Here is a 24,062-nt window from a genome sequence, read left to right on the forward strand (position 1 = left end):
GCTTAGCTTAGGCTGTGCTCACTCACTAGAGCTTGCTCGCGGAGTTCAGGTGCAGAGTGAGGCGTTGCACGAACCGACCGATCGCCCCGCGATCACTCCCGGCCGGGAACTGCACCTGCGCGAACAGCGCACCCTCACCCGCCGGCTCGTGGACGCTGAACGTCAGGTCCGCCCGGGGCCGACCCACCGGAACCGGCAGCAGCGCGGCGCCCGCATCCCCGAGGTCGGCGACGTGGTGGTGGACCATCAGGAACTGCGGACGACGCAGGTTCGACAGACCCGCCGCGTCGACGATCTCGATGTACGACGGCCCCGAGCGGTCGAGCCCGGCGACGGTCTCGGCCTGCACGCGCGCCACGACGGTGGCCAGATCGCCATCCGTCGACGTGCGCACCGGCATCAGGTCGCTGAACGCCCCGACCATGGCGTGCGTGTCCTCGTGATCCCGTCCGGCGACAAGAGTCGCGACGACGATCTCGTCCCCCGCTCCGACGTCGGCGAGCGCCAAGGCGAACGCCGCGTGGAGCACGGACACGAGACTCGCTCCCGGCACACCGGCCAACTCCGCCCGCAGGGATGCGTCGATCTCCACGGCCATGGCGTCGGATCCCGACTCCCCCACCGTGAACGGCAACTCGACGCGTCCTGGCGCGGACGCCAAGGCCTCGGACCACGCATCGACGGTGCCCGGCGACGCCTCTCGGCGCTCGTTCGCCCACACCGCCACATCGCTGTAGCGGAGCGGGAGCGGGTCCGCCTGGTCGCCGCCCGCGACAGCACTCATCAGATCCGTCAACAACGGCACCACGGACCACTCGTCGACGGCCCAGTAGTGCATGACCACGAGCAGCAGGCGTTCCTCTGACTCATTGCGCAGCAACACTATTCGCACACCCGGTCGCTGCTCGAGGTCGAGAGGCTGCTGAGCGATCTCGAACGCCCGACGTCGGATGTCGTCCTGCGCGACGTCGACGGTCTCGAGCCGCAGCGGATTCCCGAGGGCCGATCCCTGACCGGGAACCAGCACCGAGTGCAACGGTTCGTGTCGAGCCGCCACGGCGTCCACCGCGGCAGCCAGGATCGACTCGTCCACGTCGGGCACCTCGATCACCAGCGCATGATCGGCGAGAACTCGTGTCTCGCCGCCGAGCAGGACACTCTCCTGCATCGGCGACAGCGGGACGACAGCCGACCGCTCGGCGCGTGCCGACAGGCGTGGCCCGCCTCCCTGCGTACGACCCGAGATCCTCTCGGCCAGAGCGCGCACCGTCGGAGCTTCGAAGACGTCGCGCACCGTGATGTCGACGTCGACACTCGATCGGACGGCCGATACCCACTGCATGGCTGCCATGGAATGCCCACCGAGAGCGAAGAAGTCGTCCTCCGTCCCGAGGGACTCGAGACCCAGGATCGACGCAGCCGACGAGACCAGCGCCCTCTCGACGTCGTTCTCGGGTGCCCGTCCGCCGACGACGGCCGACCACTCGGGCTGCGGGAGAGCTGCCCGATCGAGCTTGCCGTTGGGCGTCAGGGGCAGCGTCCCGTCGACCACGACGACGAGGGTAGGCACCATGTAGTCGGGAAGACGCGTCGCGGCGTGAGCGCGCACGTCGTCCCCGTCCAGGTGCCCCTGCCCGGTGACGTATCCGACCAGACGGCTGACGCCCGACGACTCGTGCACGACAACGGCGGTCTGATCGACACCCTCGAACGACGCCAGGGCAGCCATGATCTCGCCCGGCTCGATGCGGAACCCGCGCACCTTGATCTGGTCGTCGGCGCGGCCGAGGAAGTCCAGATTGCCGTCGGCACGCCACCGCGCTCGGTCGCCCGTGCGGTACATCCGGCCGCCGCCGAGGACGTCGGCGACGAATCGGTGGGCGCTCAGCCCGGGTTGCCCCAGGTAACCGCGGGCCAGACCGCGCCCGGCGATGTAGAGCTCACCGGAGACGCCGACGGGAACGGGCCGCAGCCGGTCGTCCAGGACGTAGGCGCGCTCGTTGGGGTCGGGCACGCCGATGGGCACCGACGACGTCCAGCCGGGCTGCGCCTGCCACAACGTGTTGTTGACCGTGGCCTCGGTGAGGCCGTAGGCGGCGAGGAGGTTCAGATGCTCCGACCACGCCGAGATGACCGCGGGCGGAACGGTTTCGGTTCCCACCAACACGGTGCAGCCCTCGGGCAGCGCACACCCGGGCGGAAGCGCCGCCATCAACGACGGCGGGATGATCGCATGCGTGACACCGTGCTCGGCACAGAAGTCGGTGAGCTCCGGAGCGGCCACGCGTGAGTCGTCCGGAACGATCACGAGGCGCGATCCGGTGCACAGTGCCATCGCGAGTTCGAACACGGCGACGTCGAAGCCGACGGACGCGAACTGTAGGACGACCGATCCCTGCGTCAACGCCATGCGGTCCTCGGCCGTCGCCACGAGGGACGAGATGCCCTCGTGCGGCACGAGGACGCCCTTGGGCCGACCCGTCGATCCGGACGTGTAGATGACGTACGCAGCGGACTCGAGGGACGCCGAACGAGGGAGAAGTTCCCGATCCGTTACCGACATCGATTCCAGCAGAACATGATCGACACCCGACGGTACCTGATCGGACACTGCGGCCGTGGTGAGAATCGCCTGCGCGCCGGCGTCGGCAACCATGTAGTCGAGCCGATCGGACGGGTGCTTCAGATCGAGTGGCAGATAGGCGGCGCCCACGGCGAGCACGGCCATCGTCGCGGCGATCGTGTCGACCGACCGCGGAACAGCCACGCCCACGATGGACTCCGCGCCGATACCTCTGTCCTGCAGGGCCGCAGCGATGTCTCGGACACGCGCGTGCAGCTGACGGTAGGTCCAGGTGGTGCGCTCGTCGACCACCGCCACGGCGTCCGGAGTGGTGTGCACCCACCGGAGATAGGAGTCGAACAGCGACTCCTCCGGAACGACGCGGGCCGTATCGTTGAACTGCGTGACGACGCGGTCCCGCTCGCCCGGCAGGAAGATGTCGACGTCGTCGACGCGGACGGCGGCATCGTCGGCCATCGCGGTGAGCACGGCGATCTGGCGCTCGGTGATCGTCTCGGCGGTGTCCTCGTCGAACAGGTCCTCCGCGTACTCGAGCTCGAGCACGAGTCGATCGGATGCAAGGTCCTCGGTGTAGTTGAACACCAGATCGAACTTCGCCGGCGTCATCAGCGTCGCATCACCGTCGGCCATCGGGCCGGTGTGGTGGCTGATCATGACCTGGAACAACGGGTTCCGCGACATGCTCCGCTCCGGCGCCACGCGTGCGACGACCGCGTCGAACGGCACGTCGGCATGGGAGAAGGCGGCAAGGTCGACAGCACGGGCATCGAGGACGCTCTCCTCCAGCGTGCGACTACCGGACACATCGGACCGCAGCACCAGCGTGTTGACGAAGAACCCGACCAGTTGATCGAGGCCCTCCTCACCGCGGCCGGCGACGGGTGCGCCGAGCACGATGTCGTCGGACCCGGTCATGCGGTGCAGCAGCACCGACGCGGCGGCGTGCACCGTCATGAAGACGCTGGCATCCGTGCGACGACCCAACGCTCGCAGCCGGCGGACGACGCCCGGGTCGATCTCTCGCCGGATCACCGACCCTATGTGACTCGGGCGCGGTGGTCGCGGACGGTCGGTCGCGAGCTCGATCTCGTCGGGCGCGCCGGCCAGAGCGTTCTCCCAGTAGGCGAGTTGGCGTCCGGCCAACGACTGCGGATCGGACGACTCACCGAGGAGCTCCGACTGCCACAGCGAATAGTCCGCGTACTGGACGGGCAGCGGCGGACGGGTGTCCACGGTGCCGGCCAGGCGCGCCGCGTAGGCCGCCATGAGGTCCGCCAGCAACGGCCGGTCCGACCACTCGTCGGTCGTGATGTGGTGCAGCACCAGGACGACGACGCATCCCTGCTCGACCGTCACCACCGCCGCGCGGATCGGGATGTCGCGGCGCAGGTCGAACGGTCGCTGCACCATCTCCGCGACGACCGGCGCGGAATCACCGTCGTGGAACGCCACGGACGGCGACGCATCGGTCAGAACACGCTGTGCAAGAACGCCGTCGGTGTCGTCGAAAACTGTCCGCAGGCTTTCGTGGCGGTCGACCACATCGCCCAGCGCCGCCGCGAACGCCGACTGGTCCACCCGCTCCGGGAGCGGAACGACGATGGGGAAGTTGTACGCAGCCGAGTCCGGATCGAGTTGATGCAGCAGCCACAACCGTTGCTGCGCAGCGGACATCGGGACCACCGCCGGCCGCTCGACGGACCGGAGCACGGGCCGGTCGTCGCGACGTCGGCCGTCGACGACGACAGCGAGAGCCGCGACCGTCGGTGCATCGAACAGATCGCGAACAGCCAGCTCACAGCCCAGAGCGGTCCGCGCGCGACCGACGACGCGAGTGGCCAGCAAGGAGTGGCCGCCGAGATCGAAGAAGTCGTCGTGGATGCCGGTGCCGACGCGGCCCAACACGTCGTCGAACACTCCGCACAGCGTGCGCTCGGTCTCGGTGCGCGGCGGCGTGGCCGCGGTGTCGACCTCGTCCGGCGCCGGCAGCGCCGCGACGTCGAGCTTGCCGTTCACCGTCATCGGGAATTCGGACACCAGGACCACCGCGGGGACCATGTAGTCGGGAAGCACGGCGGCACAGGATGTCCGGACGGAGTCGGCATCGTCCGCGTCCACGTACGCCACCAGACGTGCGAGCCCACCGGGACCGGTCGACACGACGACGGCAGCGCGGCGCACTCCGTCGAGCGCCGTTACGACCGAGGCGACTTCACCCGGTTCGACGCGGTGCCCGCGGATCTTGACCTGGTCGTCGGTCCGTCCGAGGTAGTCGATGAGCCCGGACCGCGTGCGGCGCACCAGGTCGCCCGTGCGATACATCCGGGAGCCGTCACCCGAAGGGTCTGCGACGAAGCGGTCGGCGGTCAGCCCGAACCGGTCGGCATATCCGCGGGCTAATCCTGCTCCCGCGATGTACAACTCCCCCGCCACACCGTCCGGGACGGGCCTGAGCCAACTGTCCAGGATGCGCGCGCGGGTCGACCGGATGGCCGTTCCGACGGTGGGCGTCGCACTGTCGTCGGTCCCGGCACCGAGAGTGTTGATCGTGTACTCGGTGGGTCCGTACAGGTTGTAGCCCAGCACGCCGTCGCCGTCGCGCAGCGTGTTCCAGACGTCGTCGCCCACCGCTTCGCCGCCGAGCAGCACCAGCGCCGGTCGGTACCCGTCGAGGAGCCCGGTGTCGAGAAGCAGGGCCGCGTAGGTGGGAGTCACGTTCACGACGTCGATGCGGTGAGCGTTCCCGTACGCCACGAGTGCCTCGGCGTCGCGTCTGAGCTCCTCGTCGGCGACGTGCACCTCATGGCCTTCGACCAGCCACAGCAGTTCTTCCCACGACATGTCGAAGGCGAACGACACGGTGTGGGCGATACGCAGAGTTTTTGCACCCGCCCCGGCCACGACGGGATCGAAGATCTCGCGCTGGTGGTTGAGCTGCATGTTGGTCAGACCCCGATACGGCGTGACGACACCCTTGGGCGTGCCCGTCGATCCCGAGGTGTAGATGACGTAGGCCGGGTGATCGAGACGTCCCGGCGAACCGGGGACGAAGCGGCCCAGTTCGGCTGCCGTCAGGGGTGTGTCGTCGAGCTGTTCTCCGAGCACCACGAGGCCGGGCCGACCCGACAACCTGGCGGCGACCGCGGACGTGGTGAGAATGCAGAGTGGTCGAGCATCGTCGAGAAGTGCGTGCACCCTCGCGTCGGGATGGTCCAATTCGATGGGCAGATACGCCGCTCCCGTGCGCAACACGGCGAACAGTGCGACCACCATGTCGAGGCTGCGCGGAATCGCCAGTGCCACGACGGTCTCGGGTCCGGCACCGCGCCCGAGAAGCATGCGCGCCACACCCTCGATGCGGGCGGCCAACTCGGCGTAGGTGAGGGAGTCCGCTCCGGCGACGAGCGCCACCGCGTCCGGTGAGGCCTCCGCCGTCCGGAGCAGCATCTCGGTGACCGTCACGTCGGGAACACTCTCGAGGTCCGCGGAGTCCCTGACCACCGGCGTGACGACGGAGTCGGTGCCACGGTCGGCGTAGGTCGACAGCAGGTCGACGAACTCGTCGGTCACCAGGTCGACGCGCTCGACGTCGATGGCCTCCGGCCGGTACTCGACCGTCACGGCCAGCCGGTCCCCCGGCGTCACCACGACGGTGAGCGGGTAGTTCGTGTGGTCGATACTGTCGCTGCCCTCGACTCCGTGCGCGGCGTTCAACGCCGACGCCGAGTCCTGGTTCACGAAGTTCTGCACCACGCAGAGGGTGTCGAACAGGGTGCGGTGCGGGGACACCTCGATGATCTCGGCGAGGCCGAGGTAGTCGTGCTCCATCGCCTCGACACGCTCGTTCTGCATGCGGCGCACCAGCGCGTCGATGCTCTCCCGCGGATCCAGCACTGCGCGCACCGGGACCGTCGACAGGAACATGCCGGGCGCGCTGTCCAGACCGTCCACCTCGGGCGGGCGTCCGGCCACGGTGATACCGAAGACGACGTCGGTCCGACCGGTGGCCGACGAGATCGCCAGTGCGAGTGCGGCGGTAACGACGGCATTGAGGGTGATGCCGCGCTCGCGTGCCGCACCGACGAGGGACGACGAGGTGTCCTCGTCGAGCTCTGCTCTGCGGCGCAACGGGATTCCGACGGGTGGCGCGAGGCGGTGCGCCAGCAGCGTCGGCTCCTCGAGACCGCCCAGTGCGGTCGCCCATGCACGCCGCGCCGCGTCGCGATCACGCGAGGCGAGCCACGTCAGGTAGCGCGCGAAGGTGGTGTCGGGCGTGCTCGGCAGGTCGGGGTTCTCGTAGCGCGCCAGCAGCTCGCCGACGACCAGTCCGTTGGACCAGCCGTCCCACACGAGGAACTGTCGGTTGATCACCACCCGGTCGCGCCCGTCCGGCAGGCGGAGCAGCAGCACTCGCCACAGTGGCGGCGACGCGAGATCGAACGGGGTGTCCCGGTCGGTCTGCATCATCTGCTCGGCCTCGGACTCGCTGTCGACGGACACGTCCCGGACCGGGACGTCGTAGCGTGCCGACACCACCTGCACCGGTACGCCGGCTGCTGTCTGCGTGAACCCGGTACGCAACTGCGGATGGCGCCGCGCCACTGCCGTCGCTGCCGCCTGCAGACGTGGCAGGTCGAGGCGGCGTCCGAAGTCGAGGGCGAACTGCGCGGTGTAGATGTCGCGCTCACCGGCCGTGAGACTCTCGAAGACCAGACCCTCCTGCAGCGGGGTCAGCGGCCAGACTGTCTCGACCGAGTCGCCGAGCGCCGTCAGGTCGTCTTGCGTGACCTGCGCGAGGGGCACATCCGAGGGTGTCAGACGGGGTGGACCGGTGTGTGTCGCCGCGGCGTCCACGAGCTCGTCGAGGGCGCGGGACCATTCCGTGGTGATGGTGTCGATGTCACTGTGCTGCAGATGCATCGACGACCACGCGAACGCTGCCGACAGCACGTCGCCCTCGCACACCACGTTGATCACGAGGCGGTACGGACCACCCATGTCGGGGTCGGGATCCGTGCGCAACGGTTCCGGTGCGCGGTCGAACGGCGCGGTGCCCGCAGCGGGCACGCGGCCCAGGTAGTTGAGGAGGATCTGCGAGCGCTCTCCGCGAGCGAGAACCGCTGCGGTGCGGGCATTCCCGTACCGCAGGAGGCCGTACCCCAGACCGGCGTCGGGTGCTTCCCGCAATGCCTCCTTGGTCTCGAGCAGAACAGCCGTCGGATCGGTGCCGGCACGCAGTCGCACCGGCGCGATGGAGGTGAACCAGCCCGTCGTACGGGTCAGGTCGGCCCCGCCCTGATCGGTCCGGCCATGACGCTCGAGATCGACGAGCACATCGTGGTCCAGCGACAATCGCGTCAGAGCAACCCGGAGCGCCGCGGCGATCACGTCGGTGACGTCCGCCCCGACGAACGCGGGGACAGCTCCGAGCACCGCGGACGTGACATCGGGAGTGAGGTCGACACGGACGACATCGCCCTGTCCGACCACGGCATCCCCGTCGTCCGGGCCCAGCGAGGCACCGGGTGCGGTGACCGCGGACCAGTACGGCAACTCGGCGAGACGCTCCGCGCTGTGGGCACTCTCGTCGAGAAGGCGCCCGTAGGAGCGCAGCGAGGTCCGCACGCGGGCCGGCGCCGGGTCCTGCCCGCTGTCGTGCGCGATCCAGGCCAGCGCCAGGTCCTCCAGCAGAATCGACCAGGACACTCCGTCGACGACCAGGTGGTGCGCAACCAGCAACAGGCGCCCGGAATCGGCACCGCGGTCGAACCACACGACGCCGATCACGTGTCCGTCCGCCGGGGCGAGTCGATCGGCCGCAGCATCGGACTGTTCGGCGACCAGCTCGGCGAACTCGTCGTCGCTCAGCCCCGTGGAGTCGACTCGCAGAACCGTGGTGGGGGCGTCGGCACGCACGGCGGTGGTCCACACACCGGGCGCATGCCGCGTGAGGACGGTGCGCAGGCTGTCGTGATGCGCAACCACCGCGTCCACGGCGCGCTGGGGCGTCGTCGGCAGTGCGGGTGCGGGGACCACGATCAGTGATGCCTGGTTGAACCTGTCGGTGCTGCCGGACCATTCGGAGAGTCGGTGGACCACCGGCAGTGCGCGGAGCTCGCCGATGCCCGACTCGACCGCCGCCGCGGCGGGTTCCGGCGCGTGTACCTCGGCGACACCCGCGAGCGCCCGAGGCGTGCGCTGCTCGAAGACGTTGCGGGCCGTGATCTCGAGACCACTCCCGCGTGCGAGGTTGACCAGGCGGATGGCGAGGATGCTGTCGCCGCCGCGGGCGAAGAAGTCGTCGTCCGCGGACACGGGTGCGCCACCGAGAACGGTGGAGAAGTGTCCGCACAGTACGGCGACGGGCCCGCTCGACACGGTGTCCTCGTTCGGGGCTGCGGGGGTGGCCAGTGACGCGAGAAGTGCAGCGCGGTCGAGCTTTCCGCTCGGACCCGTCGGCAGGTCGGTGACGACAGCGAGAGTGGTGGGCACCATGTGCTCGGGCAGCATCGCGGCCACGTGGGCACGGATCTCGGTCTCGGGAGCGGAGGCGACGACGAAGGACGCGAGCTGCGCCGTTCCGCGGTCGGTCCGCACCACCGTGGCCGCGCGCTCGACGTCGGGATGGGACCGGAGCGCGGCGTCGATCTCGCCGAGTTCGATACGGAATCCTCGGACCTTCACCTGTGAGTCCGCGCGTCCGAGGTACTCGAGTGTGTCCGCGGTGCGGCGCACCACATCGCCTGTGCGATAGAGCCGTTCGCCCCCGGATCCGGCGACGAATCTGGTCGCCGTCAGAGCCGAACGCTCGAGGTATCCGCGGGCGAGTTGCGGACCGGACAGATAGAGCTCACCTGTCGTTCCGGCCGGGACGGCTCCGAGCCACCCGTCCAGCACCCGGTACCCGACGGCGGGCAGAGGAGTGCCGATGGGCACGACATCGCCGTCGACGCCCTGGACGCCGAGGGCTGCCGTCACGTCGACGGCCGCCTCGGTGGGTCCGTACAGGTTGTCGAGCCGGACGTTCGGGAGCAGCTGGGCGACCCGACGTGCGGACTCTGCGGACAACGCTTCGCCACTGCAGACGATGACACGTAGCGACGTGCAGGAGGACACGTCCGGATCGGTGAGGAACGCGTCGAGCATGGACGGGACGAAGTGGATCCACGAGATCGACTGTGCACGAATCACGTCGACCAGGCGTGCCGTGTCACGGTGCGCGTCGGGTTCGGCGAGGACAAGGGTCGCCCCCGAGACCAGCGGCCCGAAGAACTCACTGACCGACACGTCGAAACTGGACGGAGTCTTCTGCAGCACGCGGTCGCCGACAGCCAGCGGAGTGGTCTGCCGCATCCACTCGAGGCGGGGCACGATGGCGCTGTGCGGCACCACCACTCCCTTGGGTCGACCGGTCGACCCCGAGGTGTAGATGACGTACGCGGCGTCCGCCGGGGCGGGCGACGCGAGCAGGGCGGCAGGCAGTTCCGCGAGGTCACCGTCGAGAACGATCACCGGGCGCGCGTCTTCGACCATGAAGGCCAGGCGGTCGGCGGGGTATCCCGGATCGAGCGGCAGGTACGCGGCGCCGGTCTTCACGACGGCCAGCAGCGCTACCACCAGGTCGACGGACCGTGGGAGCGACACGGCGACGACGGCGCCGGGGCGCGCACCGCGCTCGGCCAGGGCTGCGGCGACGCGATCGACCCGCGCGTGCAGCTCCGTGTACGTCGAGGACTGTTCACCGTGGACGAGGGCGACCGCGTCCGGTGTCGCGACGAGCTGAAGCTTCAGCAGGTCGACCAGCGTTCGACTCGGGACCGGATGCGGCCCTGCGACTTCGGTCGGGTCCGTCGCACTCGGGATCTCGGCGAGACGCGTGTCGACCGGGGCGGTGGCCACAGCGACGATGCCGTCGACGAGCGACGTCGCCATCGAGTCGGCGACGAGGGCGGCGTCGTACTTCAGTTCCAGCGTCAGTCGATCACCGGGAATCACCATGAGAGTCAACGGGTACGGCGAGTTCTCGTCGACACGGACGCCGGTCAGCGCTATCTGCCCGGTCGGGTCGGTGACGGCGGTGGTGCCCAGGGGGTAGTTCTCGACGACCACGAGCGAGTCGAACAGGGAATCGACACCCGTGACTCGGCGCAGCGCCGGCACCCCGAGGTGGTGGTGATCGAGAAGGTCGGCCTGCTCCTGCTGCCACCGCTGCACAGCGGTCGCGACGGTGTCCTCCGGCCGGAGACGCAGGCGCGCCGGAATGGTGTCGATGAACAACCCCACCATGCCCTCGATACCGGGCACCGGCGCCGACCGTCCCGACACCGTCGATCCGAAGACGACATCGCGGCGCCCGGTCACGCGGGCGAGCGACAGCCCCCACGCGCAGTGCAGAATCGACCCGAGAGTCACTGCGGCGTCGCGGGTTCTGTCTCCGATGGTGCGGGTGACGTCCTGTGACAGCTCCACACGGACGGTGCGGGTTCCTGTCCCGGACGCGCCGAACGCGGGTACGGGAACCGACTCCTGCACTCCCTCCAGTGCCTCGCGCCACACGCGGGTCGACGCCTCCGTGTCGCGGCCGACCAGGTGGCGGACCCAGGCGGCGGGCTGGGTGACGGGAAGGCCGGGCAGCGGTCCTGTCGTGTACGACGCGAGCATCTCGCGGACCATGATCGGAATGGACCAGCCGTCCGCGACGATGTGGTGGATCGACTGCACCAGCGACCACGACGTGTCGTCGTGGCGCACCACCGCGTACCGCACCAGCGGCGCGGAGGTCAGCGGAAGTCCGGCGCCACGCTGATCGGCGAGAACGTCGTCGACAGTGCCCGTCTCGACAGAGAACGGCACGTCCACCCGGGAGTGCACCACCTGCACCACACGGCCGTCCTGCAGCGGGCGGAAGCTGGTGCGCAGCGACGCGTGGCGTGCGACGACTCGTTCCAGGGCGGTCCGCAGCAGATCCGGCTCGAGGGGTCCACTAAGGCTCAGGACTTGCTGCACCACATAGGGATCGGTGTCGTCGAAGGTGCTGTGGAAGTAGATACCTTCCTGCACCGGCGTCAGCGGCAGCACGTCCTCGACGTCGCTCGGGAGCGACGACAGGTCGGCGTACGTCAACGCTGCGAGCGGGAAGTCACTGGGGGTTCGTCGTGCCGACGGGGCAGCCGCCGCGAGACGAGTCAGCGCGGCCGACCATGCGTCGACGAACGACTCGTCGACCACGCCGGGGACGCGTCGAACCGTCGTCGTCACCCGGCCGTTCGACTCCAGCACGTCGAGCGTCAGGGCGTGCGACGCGGGCCGGTCCGGGTCCGCTCCACCGGTGAACGTCACTCCGCTGTCGCCGCCGCGGCCGAGGTAGTTGATCAGCACCCGTGGGGGATTCGCGGCCGCCAGGTCGCGCGTGAGGTAGCGGAGCGCACCGTAGCCGAGTCCCGAGTCCGGGCCGGCGCGTAGATGATCCCGGACCTGCAGCAGCACATCGGCATCGGACAGGTCCCCGGTCGGAACCATGACGGGCCGCACGGTGGTGAACCACCCGACGGTGCGGGACAGGTCGAGCGACGGGTCACCGAGCGCGTCGACGTCGCGGCCGTGGCCTTCCACCTCGACCACGATCGACGGAGCCGAGTACCCGTCCCAGGATGCGAGGGCGACGCCCAGTGCCGCGAGCAGCACCTCGGTCGGACCGGTGCGATACGCCGCCGCGACGTCTCCCAGGAGTGCGCTGCTGTCGGCCTCGGACGCCGTGACCACATGGGTCACCATCGCGCCGTCCGTGTCGACGGCAGGATCGAGCTCCCGCGTGCCGACGGTGCCGCTCACGGTTCCGAGAACGTCGCGCCACCAGGGCAGTTCGTGATTCCATCGGCCCGCGCGGGCGGCACTGTCGAGCACGTCGGCCCAGCGTCGTACGGACGTCGTCACCGGAGGTAGTGCCGGCTCGCGCCCCTCCACCATCGCGGACATCGCCGCCAGCAGGTCGCCGAGCAGGATGCGCCACGAGACACCGTCGACGACCAGGTGATGCGCGGCCAGGACGAGCACGTCGTCGCCGAGTGACGCCGCCACCATGCCGCCGGGAAGCTCGTGCGCGAGGCGGGCCACGGTCTCGTCGGTCGACGTGCCGTTCGAGATCTCCACCGGTTCGTGCGTGTCCGGGACGGTGAGGGCGCCGTCGCGCCAAATTGCCCGCAGCGCCGGGTGGTGCGCGACGACATGGCGCACCGCCGCCCGGACGACGTCGCGGTCGATGTCCGCCGGCACGGGGATACGAGCGGTCTGATGGAAACCGCCGAGGCGATCATCCTGGTCGAGGACACGAGCGACGATGGGAGTCGTCGCCACGATGCCCGTGGGATCGTCGTCCACCACGACGAGGTCGGCAGGGGCAGCGGCGGCGATGGCCTCGGCGGTACGGAGCGTGAACACCTCACGCGGGCCGATCGCCAGACCCCGTGCACGCGCCTGCGCGACGACGGTGAGGGCGACGATGCTGTCGCCGCCGAGCGCGAAGAAGTCGTCGGTCACGCCGACGCTGTCCACGCCCAGCGCCGACGCCATGGCCTCGCACAGCACCCGCTCACGCTCGGTGCGCGGCGCGACCGCTTCTCCCCTGGCCTGTTCCGGATCGGGGAGCGCTCGGCGATCGACCTTGCCGTTGGCCGTGGCGGGGAACGCGTCCAGGACGACGAAGGCGGACGGCACCATGTATTCGGGGAGCAACCGCGCACAGTGCGCACGGAGAGCATCCACGCCGACGCCCGGAGCGATGACGTATCCGGCGAGAAATGCTGCGCCGCTTCCGGTCCGACGGACATCGACCACGGCGCGGCGGACACCGGGGCACGACGCCACCGCGGCCTCCACCTCCTCGAGTTCGAGGCGCATGCCGCGGATCTTCACCTGATTGTCGACGCGTCCGAGGAAGTCCAGTGTGCCGTCCTCGGTCCAGCGTGCGCGGTCACCGGTGCGGTAGAGGCGCGCGCCGTCGTCCGAGAACGGGTCCGCCACGAACTTCGACGCGGTCATCTCGGGGGCACCGACGTACCCGCGACCGAGGAGGAATCCCCCGGCGTACAGCTCGCCGCCCACTCCGACGGGCACCGGCCGCAGTGCCGAGTCCAAGACGTAGAGCCGGGTATTCGGGTTGGGTCTGCCGATGGACGTCGCGATACGCGGCGCATCGCCGGTGTAGATCACGTGCGACACACCGATGGTCGCCTCGGCCGGGCCGTACCCGTGGTACAGCGTCGTCGTCAGCTGGGAGCGGAAGCGCGAGAACAGTTCCGGTGTCAACACCTCACCGCCGCACCACACGTGCCGCAGTCCCGACAGCGACCCGTCGGTGTCCAGCGCGAGCAGCGCGTCGAGCATCGACGACACCAGGTAGACGAACGTGACGTGGCGCCGCGCGATGATGTCGAGGAGGTAGAGGCCGTCGCGTTCACCGCCGGGCTCGGCGACGACGAGCGTGCCGCCGGACAGCAGCGGCAGCAGGATCTCGTTCACCGAGATGTCGAACGACAGCGGAGCTTTGAACAGCGACGCGTCACCGGACCCGAAGCCCAACACGCGATCGCGCTGCCAGGTCATCCGCGCACAGATGGCCTCGTGGCGGATCATCGCGCCCTTCGGCGTTCCGGTACTGCCGGAGGTGAAGATGACGTACGCCAACCGCGACCCGTCGATACGCAGGTCGGGAGCCTGCGCCGAGAAGCCGTCGAATCGCCAGTCGTCCAGATCGACCGTCCACTCGTCCGATCCACCCAGCACGATCGCGGTGCGGGAATCGCGCTGCACACGGTCCCGGCGATCCTGCGGCCACTCGGGGTCGAGCGGAACGAAGGCACCGCCGGCCACCATCGCGGCGAGCACTCCGACGACCATCTCGAGGGAACGTGGCATCGAGATGGCAACCACGCCTTCGGGTTCCAGACCGGCGGCCAGGAGTGCGTTCGCGAGCTGGTTCACCGTCGCGCCCAGCTCCGAGTACGTCAGCTCCTTCTCACCCAGCACGACGGCGAGCGCATCGGGAGTGGCTGCGACCTGCGCGGCGAACAGCTCGGGCACGGACACCGAGACCGAGGGCTCCGCCGTGTCGTTCCATTCGTGCACGACTCGGGTGCGGTCCTCGGCCGACATCAGGTGCAGCGACGACAACGTCGTGTCGGGTCGTGCCAGAACCTGATCGAGAACCATGCCGAACCGGTCGCGGTGACCGACCAGGGCGTCGTGCGCACCGGGCCGTGACCGCAGGTCGAAGACCAGCGACTCGTCGTCGCGGCCACCGGTGACCGTGACGTCGAGATCGCGCACCGGGCCGGTCTCGAGGCTGCGCATGTGCGCCGGGAACCCGCCGACGTCGATGCCGTGCTGCACCATCAGGACGTTGATGCCCGGACCGTGGACCAGGCGGTGGGGATCGTCCTCGCGCAGTGCACGCACGATGTCCTCACCGCGGAACCGGCCGTGACGCACCGCGCCGATCGACGCGCGTTCGAGTTCCCTCGCGACGTCGGCGACGGTCATCGCCGGGGTGAGCTGCAACCGCAATGGAAGAATGGTCGACGCCATGTACGGCGTCGTCCGCGCACGCCTGCCCACGCGGGCCGTCGACGGCAGGGACACCATCAGGTCGTAGGCGCCCGTCACGGCTGCCAGGTACGCCACCCACACGGCCGGGGCCAGCCGGGTGCGGCGGATGTCGTGCTCCTCGCCGTACGCGTACAGCGGCGCCAGGCGGTCGGAGGGTGCCGAGACACGTTCGGTGACGGCGGAGCCGGTGTCCGGGACGTCGGGCAGCAGCATCGGCGGCTCGGGCGCATCGGCCAACCGCTCGATCCAGTAGTCGCGGTCGCGTCGGAAAGCATCCGACCGGCGGTACTCGGCATCGGCGTCGACAAGCGGTTCGAGGGCCCATGCACCGGGCGCCGTCCGACGACTCGGATCGGCGTAGCGCGCGCGGACCTCGTTGAAGATCAGCGACATCCCGAAGCCGTCGACGACGGCGTGGTGGTAGCGCTGATGCCAGAGAACGTGGTCGTCGGCCAGCCGGAGCAACGCGGTTCCGAACAGGTCTCCCGCGCCGGTCGTGTCCGCCGACGCGATGTCCGCGGCGATCCACGCCTGCGCCTCGGCCATCGGATCGGCCGCCGAACGCAGATCGACGAGCGCTACCGACCACTCGTCGTCGTGCACGCGGTGTTGGACGGGCTGCTCGCCGCTGAAGTCGAAGCGGACGTGGACAGCGTCCGCGTCGGCGATGACCGAGCGGATCACCTCGCGTGCGTGGTCGACGTCCAGCAGGCCGGTGATCTCGACCTGCAGCGAGATCACGAAGTCGGTGCGCTCACCCAGGAAGTGCTGCGCGGTCCAGACCTCGGTCTGCGCGGTGGTGAGCGGAAGCGTGGAGATTCGTGGCAGCGCTTCGCCGACCGTGACCCGTTGCATGAACGTAGGCTAACCTAAGACTCACTCCTGCAGGAACGACAGGATGGCCGCATTGACCTCGTCGGGCTTCTCGAGATAGCCGTAGTGCCCGGCGTCGGCGATCTCCACGTACCGGGCTCCGGGAATCAGATCGGCGACCTCCCGCGACAGGTACGCCGGGATCATCCGGTCGTCCGCGAACCCCAGCGACAGGCACGGAACCGTCACCGCGCGGTACGCCTCGCGGCGGTCGAACGTCTCGTCGAGAGAGATCTGAGCGCGCTGGCCGGGAGTGAGCGGCTGCACCGAGAACTCGAACAGGTCCAGCCAGTCGCGCGCCTTCGCGTCGTCGGACAACGATGCCGGGGACAGGTTCAGCGCGGCCGTCACCGCGGCCGCGTACTTCGCAGGGAGCTTCACGCCGCTGTCCGCCAGTTCGCGCTCGCCGGCACCGAGCACCTTCTGGAACGCGTCGAGCCGGGCGTGACCGGCCGCGAAGACGGCCTTCGAGACCAGGTCGGGCCTGGTCAACGCCAACTCCTGGGCCACCCGCGCACCCATCGAGGTACCGACGACGACGGCCTTCTCCGACGCGTCGGACCGCAAGTACTCGATCAGGGCAGCGGTGTCCGCGACCAGATCCTCGATCACCATGCCGCCCGCACTCTCGTCGGTCGGCGCGATACCGCGATTGTCGAACGTGCAGACCCGGTATCCCGCGGCCGTCAACGCCGGGACCTGGTGGAGCTGCCACACGCGGCCCGGGCTGCCGGTCCCCATCACCATGACGACGAGCGGACCCTTGCCCGTCACGGTGTAGTTGAGGCGGATGCCGTTGATGGTGCCGATGGGCATGACGGGGTCCTTCCGGTGATGCAGACAGTGTTCCGGTGGACGCTACCGGGCGTGACTTTGCAGGGGATGCGCCACTTCTCCTAGTCTTGACGTGCGGCCCGACCGGGATCGCCGACGAGCCGAACCACGAACACGACGGAGAAGCACATGGCCGCGGATACCACCGAGACGACAGACATCGCCGACGAAGAGATCGAAACCCTCACCGAGGAGACCGCACGCATGGCGCGTCGCGTCGTCGCCGCCTACGCGACCGACGCCGACGAATGCCGCATGTTGCTCTCCATGCTGGGCGTCGCACCCCCCGCACTCACCGAGTAGGTCCGCCGGCGTGTGTATATCTCGCCGGCATCGTCATCAGGTTGGCGATTTCCGAGCGGGGTACGCCCACGAGTGACAGCGTCTCGCCCAGACAGAGGATCATCAGTGACCGGTGCAGGTTCGGATTTCGTCGTCGTCGCCAACAGGTTGCCCGTCGACCTCGATACCGCGCCCGACGGGTCCCGTCGATGGAAGCGCAGCCCCGGCGGTCTGGTGACCGCGCTGGAGCCCATCCTGCGCAGCAACAATGGCGCGTGGGTGGGTTGGCCGGGCGTCCCGGACGTCGACGTCGAACCCTTCGAGGACGACGGCCTGGAACTGGTTCCCGTTCCGCTGTCGGCGCAGGAAGTCGCCGACTACTACGAAGGCTTCTCCAACGCCACCCTGTGGCCGCTGTACCACGACGTCATCGTGCGTCCCGTCTACGACCGGGCCTGGTGGGACGCCTACGTCGAGGTCAATCGCCGGTTCGCCGAAGCCACCTCGAAGGCCGCCGCGGAGAACGCCACGGTGTGGATCCAGGACTATCAGCTCCAGCTCGTACCCAAGATGCTGCGGATGCTGCGGCCCGATCTGACCATCGGCTTCTTCCTCCACATCCCGTTCCCCCCGGTCGAACTGTTCATGCAGATGCCGTGGCGCACCGAGATCGTCGAAGGCCTCCTGGGCGCGGACCTCATCGGATTCCACCTCCCGGGTGGAGCCCAGAACTTCCTGTACCTCTCCCGCCGCCTGGCCGGACAACCCACCTCGCGCGGCACCGTCGGAGTGCGCTCCAAGCTCGGTCTCGTGCAGGTGGGCTTCCGCTCCGTACGGGTCGGCGCGTTCCCCATCTCCATCGATTCCGGTGACCTGGACGAGAAGTCGCGTCGAAAGCCGGTCCGGGACCGCGCCAAGGAGATGCGCAAGGAACTGGGCAATCCGAAGACGATCATGCTCGGCGTCGACAGGCTCGACTACACCAAGGGCATCGACGTCCGCCTCGAAGCGTTCCTCGAACTGCTGGCCGAGGAGCGCGTCGATCCCGAGGACGTCGTGATGATCCAGGTAGCCACACCGAGCCGCGAGCGCGTCGAGAGCTACAAGCAGATGCGCGGTGAGATCGAGAGCATGGTCGGGCGCATCAACGGCGAGTTCAGCCGCGTCGGGCATCCCGTCGTGCACTACATGCACCGGCCCATCCCCCGCGACGAACTGATCGCCTACTACGTGGCGGCCGACGTCATGCTGGTCACGCCGATTCGCGACGGCATGAACCTCGTCGCCAAAGAGTACGTGGCGTGCCGCAGCGACCTCGGCGGATCGCTGGTTCTCAGTGAATTCACGGGCGCCGCAGCAGAATTGCGACAGGCCTACCAGTGCAACCCGCACGATCTGAACAGCGTCAAGGACGCCATGATCGCCGCCATCGAGCAGGACGCCGAGGCGGGGCGACGCAACATCCGGGCGATGCGTCGACAGGTCCTCGCCCACGACGTGGACCGATGGGCACGATCCTTCCTCGCCGCACTCGGCCGCACCGGTGAGGACGACACGAGCCAGATGATCACCAACCGGGACATGTGATGCACGGGAATCTGCGCTAGTGGCCGAAGCCCAAGTGGTGCAATGCCATCGGCTTCGACGCGATCTGCTGGTGGTGCGACTCGTCGGCGACGTCGTGGATTTCGAACCGGGGCAGTCGGTGGCCGTGACGGTACCGTCGTCGCCTCATCTGCCGCGGCGCTACTCCCCCGCGCTGCCACCGTCACGAGACGGCAAGTACGAGTTCCACATCCGGGCCATTCCGGCCGGGTGGGTCAGCGGCGTCATCGTCAACGACACGCGTGAAGGCGACATCTGGACGATCGACGACCCCGCGGGTGATCTACGGGTGGACGACACGGACGACGACATCGTCATGGTCGCCGGCGGGACGGGCCTGGCACCGATGCGGGCACTGCTGCTCGACCTGGCTCGCCGGCCCCGACCTCCCCGAGTGCACCTGTACGTCGGGGGACGCTCGTCCCGTGACCTCTACGCCGCGGACATGCTGTCGCTGATGGCGCGAACCGCGGACTGGCTCACCGTCATTCCCGTCGTCGAGAAGATGACGGACCCGATGTACCGGGACGAATACTTCGATGCCGCCGAGACCCGTCGCCTGCAGACGGCACCCGACACGGGCTTCGGCGCCGGGGAGTATCTGCAAGGGCGCGTCGGCGAAGTGGTCGCGCGACGAGGGCCGTACCTGTCGCAGCGGGTCCTGGTATGCGGGTCCCCCGCCATGTCCGCGTTCACCCTGCGAGCCCTGACAACGACAGGAACACCCGTGGCGAACATCCGCCACGGGTGATTGTCATTGCTGTCGTGGGTTTCTGGGCTTCCAGACCACCAGCGCGTTGCTTCGCACCGGGACCAGATCGCGTCGATACCCGGCGTGAACCTGCGCGAGTTCCGACGCCATCTCGGTGATCCGCGCCTGCAGCGCCTCCACCTGGTTGGTCAGCTCGATGATGCGCTTGATGCCGGCGAGGTTGACACCCTCGTCCTGCGAGAGACGTTGCACCTCACGCAGAAGCGCGACATCGCGCGGCGAGTACCGGCGGCCACCGCCCGTCGTACGGAACGGTGTCACCAGCCCCAGGCGGTCGTACGTGCGCAGCGTCTGGGCATGCATGCCGGCGAGTTCGGCCGCAACCGAGATGACGAAGATCCGTGCATCCGGGTCGGCGCCCGCATCACGCGGCTGCTGATCCGTGGGACGATCCTTCTCCCCGGCCATCAGGCACCGGGCCAACCGGATCGAGGATCGAAACCGCTCGCCTTCTCCGCCGCGGCGTACGTCTCCAACGCCTCCCGTGCAGCGTCGTCCAGCTCGGACGGCACCGCGACCTTGACGGTGACCAGCAGGTCACCCGTCGCCGTCTTCTTCGGTACGCCGCGCCCCTTGACCCGGAACGTGCGCCCGTCGACCGTGCCGGCCGGAACCTTCAGTCCCACACGGCCGTCGAGGGTCGGGACGGACAACGTCGTTCCCAGCACCAGTTCGCTGTAGGCGACGGGGACGGTCAGCGTCAGATCGTCCGCCGTGCGGCCGAACACCGCGTCGGGCCGGACGTGGATCGTGACCAGCAGGTCTCCCGCGGCCGCGCCGCGAAGTCCCGCCTCGCCGCGACCCGCGACGCGCACCCGCTGCCCGTCGGTCACACCGGCCGGCACCCGCACCGTCACCGAGCGGGTGCGGTTCTGCACACCCGTGCCGCGGCAGTCCGCGCAGGGATCGTCGATGATCGAGCCGGTACCGCGGCAGTCGTCGCACGGCTCGCTGAAGCCGAACGCACCCTGGTTGCGGCTGACCACACCGGCACCGTTGCACCGCGGGCAGACCCGCGGGCTGGTGCCCGGCTTGGCTCCACTGCCGTGGCACGTGGTGCACGACGACGGGCTCGTGATCGACAGGGGCACAGAGGTTCCCACTGCCGCATCGCGGAAGTCGAGCGTCACCTCCGCAGCGAGATCGCTGCCCCGACGCGGTCGCGACGACGACGCCTGCGTGCGGCCGGGGCCGCCGCCACCGCGGTTGAACAGTCCTCCGAAGAGGTCGCCCAGATCCGCTCCTCCGTTGGCGCCTCCGAAGAGGTCACCCACGTCGAAACCACCGGACGTTCCGCCGCCGCCGAAGTTGGTTCCGCCGCCGGGCGAGAACCCGCCCCGGCCGAAACCACCACTGGCGAACAGCGATCGAGCCTCGTCGTACTCCTTACGCTTCGCGGTGTCCGAGAGAACCGCGTTGGCCTCACTGACCGCCTTGAAGCGCTCCTCCGCCTTCGCATCACCCGGATTGGAGTCCGGATGGTTGTCGCGCGCGAGCTTGCGGTACGCCTTCTTGATCTCGTCCTGCGTCGCGGAGGAGGAGACACCCAGCTCCTTGTAGAAGTCCTTCTCGATCCACTCCCGTTGGCTCACCGGTTGCCTCCTCCTTCCACGTCACTCACTGTCGAGAACTATGCCTGGTCGGACGCCGCATCGGCGCCTGATCCGTCGACGACGGCGACCATGGCGGTGCGCAACACTCGGTCGCGCGCCGTGTAACCCCTGCGGAAGACACTGCCGACCACAGGATTCGAACCATCACCCTCGTGCTGCACAGCCTCGTGCAGAGCGGGGTCGAACGCGTCGCCCTCGGCGCCGAAACCGACGACGCCCTGAGCGGTGATGACGGATTCGAGCTTGTCCGCCACCGACTTCAGCGGCCCCTTCTCGAGGTCGCCGTGCTGACGCGCCCGGTCCAGATCGTCGAGCACACCGAGCAACTCGGCCAACACCGACGCCTTGGCGTTGTCGATGTCCACCTGCTTGTCCCGTGCGACGCGTCGCCGATAATTGGCGAACTCCGCACTCAGACGCTGCAGGTCGGCCGTGAGCTCCGCCTTCTCGTCCTTCTCCGGCGCGGCCTCGGGGCTCTCGGCCTCGAGAACCTCCGGCTCGCCGGACTCTGCGTCTACCGGGTCCGAATCTCCGCCGGGCTGGGGCGCCGTGGCGGAACCCGCGAGGGATTCCTCCACGGCGGGATCCACGTCCGGAACGCCGTTCCCGGTGTCGTCAGCACTCACTTCTTGTCCGTGTCGACCGGCTCGTCCACGACCTCGGCGTCGACGACATCGTCGCTACCGTCGGTCGGGGCGGCGCCGTCGGCACCCGCTCCGTCGGCTGCTGCCGACTCGTACAGTGCCTGACCCAGAGCCTGCGACTCCGTGCTCAGCTTCTCCACCGCTGCCTTGATGGCGGCGATGTCGGTGCCGTTCAGAGCGGTGCGAGCCTCGGCGATGGCCGACTCGACCTTCTCCTTGGTCTCCGCAGGAACCTTGTCCTCGTTGTCCTTGACGAACTTCTCCGTCTGGTACACGAGCGACTCGGCCTGGTTGCGGGTCTCGGCCTCCTCGCGACGGGTCTTGTCCTCCTCGGCGTGAGCCTCGGCGTCCTTGACCATGCGCTCGATCTCCTCCTTGGAGAGGCCGGAGCCCTCCTGGATCTTGATCGTGTTCTCCTTGCCGGTGCCCTTGTCCTTCGCCGTCACGTGCACGATGCCGTTGGCGTCGATGTCGAACGTGACCTCGATCTGGGGAACACCGCGCGGTGCGGGCGGCAGCTCCGTCAGCTCGAACGAGCCGAGAAGCTTGTTGTGCGAGGCGATCTCGCGCTCACCCTGGAAGACCTGGATCTGCACCGACGGCTGATTGTCGTCCGCCGTGGTGAAGGTCTCGGACCGCTTGGTGGGGATGGTGGTGTTGCGCTCGATGAGCTTGGTCATCACGCCACCCTTGGTCTCGATGCCGAGGGACAGCGGCGTGACGTCGAGGAGCAGAACGTCCTTGACCTCACCCTTGAGCACACCGGCCTGCAGTGCGGCGCCGACGGCCACGACCTCGTCCGGGTTGACGCCCTTGTTGGGCTCGCGTCCACCGGAGAGCTCCTTGACCAGCTCGGACACTGCCGGCATACGGGTGGAGCCACCGACGAGCACGACGTGGTCGATGTCCTTGACCGCGATACCCGAGTCCTTGACCACGGCCTGGAACGGCGCACGAGTGCGGTCGAGCAGGTCGGAGGTGATCTTCTGGAACTCGGAACGGCTGAGCTGCTCGTCGAGGAACAGCGGGTTCTTGTCGCCGTCCACGGTGATGTACGGCAGGTTGATCGAGGTGCTCTGGCTCGAGGACAGTTCGATCTTGGCCTTCTCCGCTGCCTCACGCAGGCGCTGGAGAGCCATCTTGTCCTTGGTCAGATCGATACCGTTCTGAGCCTTGAACTTGTCGACGAGCCACGTGACGATGCGCTCGTCCCAGTCGTCGCCACCGAGGTGGTTGTCACCGGACGTGGCGCGGACCTCGACGACACCGTCGCCGATCTCGAGCAGGGACACGTCGAACGTGCCGCCACCGAGGTCGAACACGAGGATGGTCTGTTCCTTCTCGCCCTTGTCCAGGCCGTACGCCAGCGCAGCCGCGGTGGGCTCGTTGACGATGCGCAGGACGTTGAGGCCGGCGATCTGGCCGGCTTCCTTCGTGGCCTGACGCTGTGCGTCCTCGAAGTACGCGGGAACGGTGATGACGGCGTCCGTGATCTCCTCGCCCAGGTACGCCTCGGCGTCACGCTTGAGCTTCATCAGAGTGCGGGCGCTGATCTCCTGCGACGTGTACTTCTTGTCGTCGATGGCGACAGTCCAGTCCGTACCGATATGGCGCTTGACCGAGCGAATCGTCCGGTCGACGTTCGTGACGGCCTGGTTCTTCGCGGACTGACCGACGAGGACCTCACCGTTCTTGGCGAACGCGACGATGGACGGGGTGGTGCGGGCACCCTCGGAGTTGGCCACCACGACCGGTTCGCCGCCCTCGAGGACTGACACGACCGAGTTGGTGGTCCCGAGGTCGATTCCGACGGCACGAGCCATTTGTAACCTCCTGATAGATGCTGCAGATGTTTCGAAAGGCGTCTGCCTGAGCGAACTGGACTCAAGTTTGCCTTCCGGATCCTCGACCCGTCAAGTTGTACTTGAGTGACCCACGCTCAATGGCAGTCGTACGGCTCAACGGAGGGGTGCGCGTGTTTGTTCCCGTTGCGTCCGGGCGTGCTCGAGCGTCCACGAGTCGACTGCGTCCCCGTCGACGACAGCCAGTTGTGGACACTGAGGCACGGTGGGTGCATCTGGTTGCACCCGATCGCACGCTTTTCTACCGAACGGCAGATTCCGGCGCGATTGTGTGCAGAAACGTGCACGAGCGTCCAGAAGTCGACCGGATCGACGGGATCCCGTCGATGACAGCGAGTTGTGGACACTCGGGCACGGCCTGACACGTGCACTTCGCCCGAGCGCCCGGCA

9 protein-coding genes are annotated in these 24,062 nt (G+C 68.6%); 3 read left to right on the plus strand and 6 right to left on the minus strand.

Annotated features, from left to right (window positions below; genetic code table 11):
- Positions 1-25: 25 nt before the first annotated feature.
- Both ASG64_RS06645 and ASG64_RS06650 read right to left on the minus strand, forming a co-directional pair.
- A complete protein-coding gene (locus tag ASG64_RS06645; RefSeq protein WP_056071297.1) occupies positions 26-16,042 on the minus strand; it encodes a non-ribosomal peptide synthetase in 16,017 nt (5,338 codons plus the stop codon).
- A gap of 21 nt (positions 16,043-16,063) precedes the next feature.
- Entirely contained in the window at positions 16,064-16,876 is an 813-nt protein-coding gene (locus ASG64_RS06650; RefSeq protein ID WP_056071300.1) for an alpha/beta fold hydrolase, read from the minus strand.
- A 147-nt stretch (positions 16,877-17,023) separates the two neighbouring features.
- On the opposite strand from ASG64_RS06650, the gene ASG64_RS21865 reads away from it, so the two are divergent.
- The 3 genes from ASG64_RS21865 to ASG64_RS06660 all read left to right on the plus strand — a co-directional run bounded on the left by ASG64_RS21865 (position 17,024) and on the right by ASG64_RS06660 (position 19,532).
- On the plus strand, positions 17,024-17,197 hold the full coding sequence (locus tag ASG64_RS21865) for a hypothetical protein (RefSeq protein ID WP_197074725.1): 174 nt from the start codon (positions 17,024-17,026) through the stop codon (positions 17,195-17,197).
- A 72-nt stretch (positions 17,198-17,269) separates the two neighbouring features.
- Positions 17,270-18,763 carry an alpha,alpha-trehalose-phosphate synthase (UDP-forming) gene (locus ASG64_RS06655; RefSeq protein ID WP_082518152.1) on the plus strand — a complete coding sequence of 498 codons (1,494 nt, stop codon included), beginning with the start codon at positions 17,270-17,272 and terminating at the stop codon, positions 18,761-18,763.
- 19 nt (positions 18,764-18,782) lie between these two features.
- Entirely contained in the window at positions 18,783-19,532 is a 750-nt protein-coding gene (locus tag ASG64_RS06660) for an FAD-binding oxidoreductase (RefSeq protein ID WP_056071305.1), read from the plus strand.
- Between the two features lie 3 nt (positions 19,533-19,535).
- On the opposite strand, the gene ASG64_RS06665 is transcribed toward ASG64_RS06660, so the two are convergent.
- From ASG64_RS06665 to dnaK, 4 genes are read right to left on the minus strand one after another with little or no spacing between them, the layout of a single operon-like run.
- The gene (locus tag ASG64_RS06665) at positions 19,536-19,961 is read right to left on the minus strand and encodes a heat shock protein transcriptional repressor HspR (protein WP_042574307.1); all 426 of its coding nucleotides are present in this window, start codon (positions 19,959-19,961) and stop codon (positions 19,536-19,538) included.
- On the minus strand, positions 19,961-21,145 hold the full coding sequence (dnaJ, locus tag ASG64_RS06670) for a molecular chaperone DnaJ (RefSeq protein WP_042574306.1): 1,185 nt from the start codon (positions 21,143-21,145) through the stop codon (positions 19,961-19,963). The genes ASG64_RS06665 and dnaJ overlap by 1 nt, the downstream gene beginning before the upstream one ends.
- Positions 21,146-21,183: 38 nt before the next feature.
- On the minus strand, positions 21,184-21,744 hold the full coding sequence (gene grpE / locus ASG64_RS06675; protein WP_442971127.1) for a nucleotide exchange factor GrpE: 561 nt from the start codon (positions 21,742-21,744) through the stop codon (positions 21,184-21,186).
- Between the two features lie 44 nt (positions 21,745-21,788).
- Complete coding sequence (gene dnaK / locus ASG64_RS06680) at positions 21,789-23,633, minus strand: molecular chaperone DnaK (protein ID WP_042574304.1); 1,845 nt, start codon at positions 23,631-23,633, stop codon at positions 21,789-21,791.
- Positions 23,634-24,062: the final 429 nt, after the last annotated feature.

Origin of the sequence: Rhodococcus sp. Leaf247, assembly GCF_001426185.1 — a bacterium.
Lineage (GTDB): Bacteria > Actinomycetota > Actinomycetes > Mycobacteriales > Mycobacteriaceae > Rhodococcoides.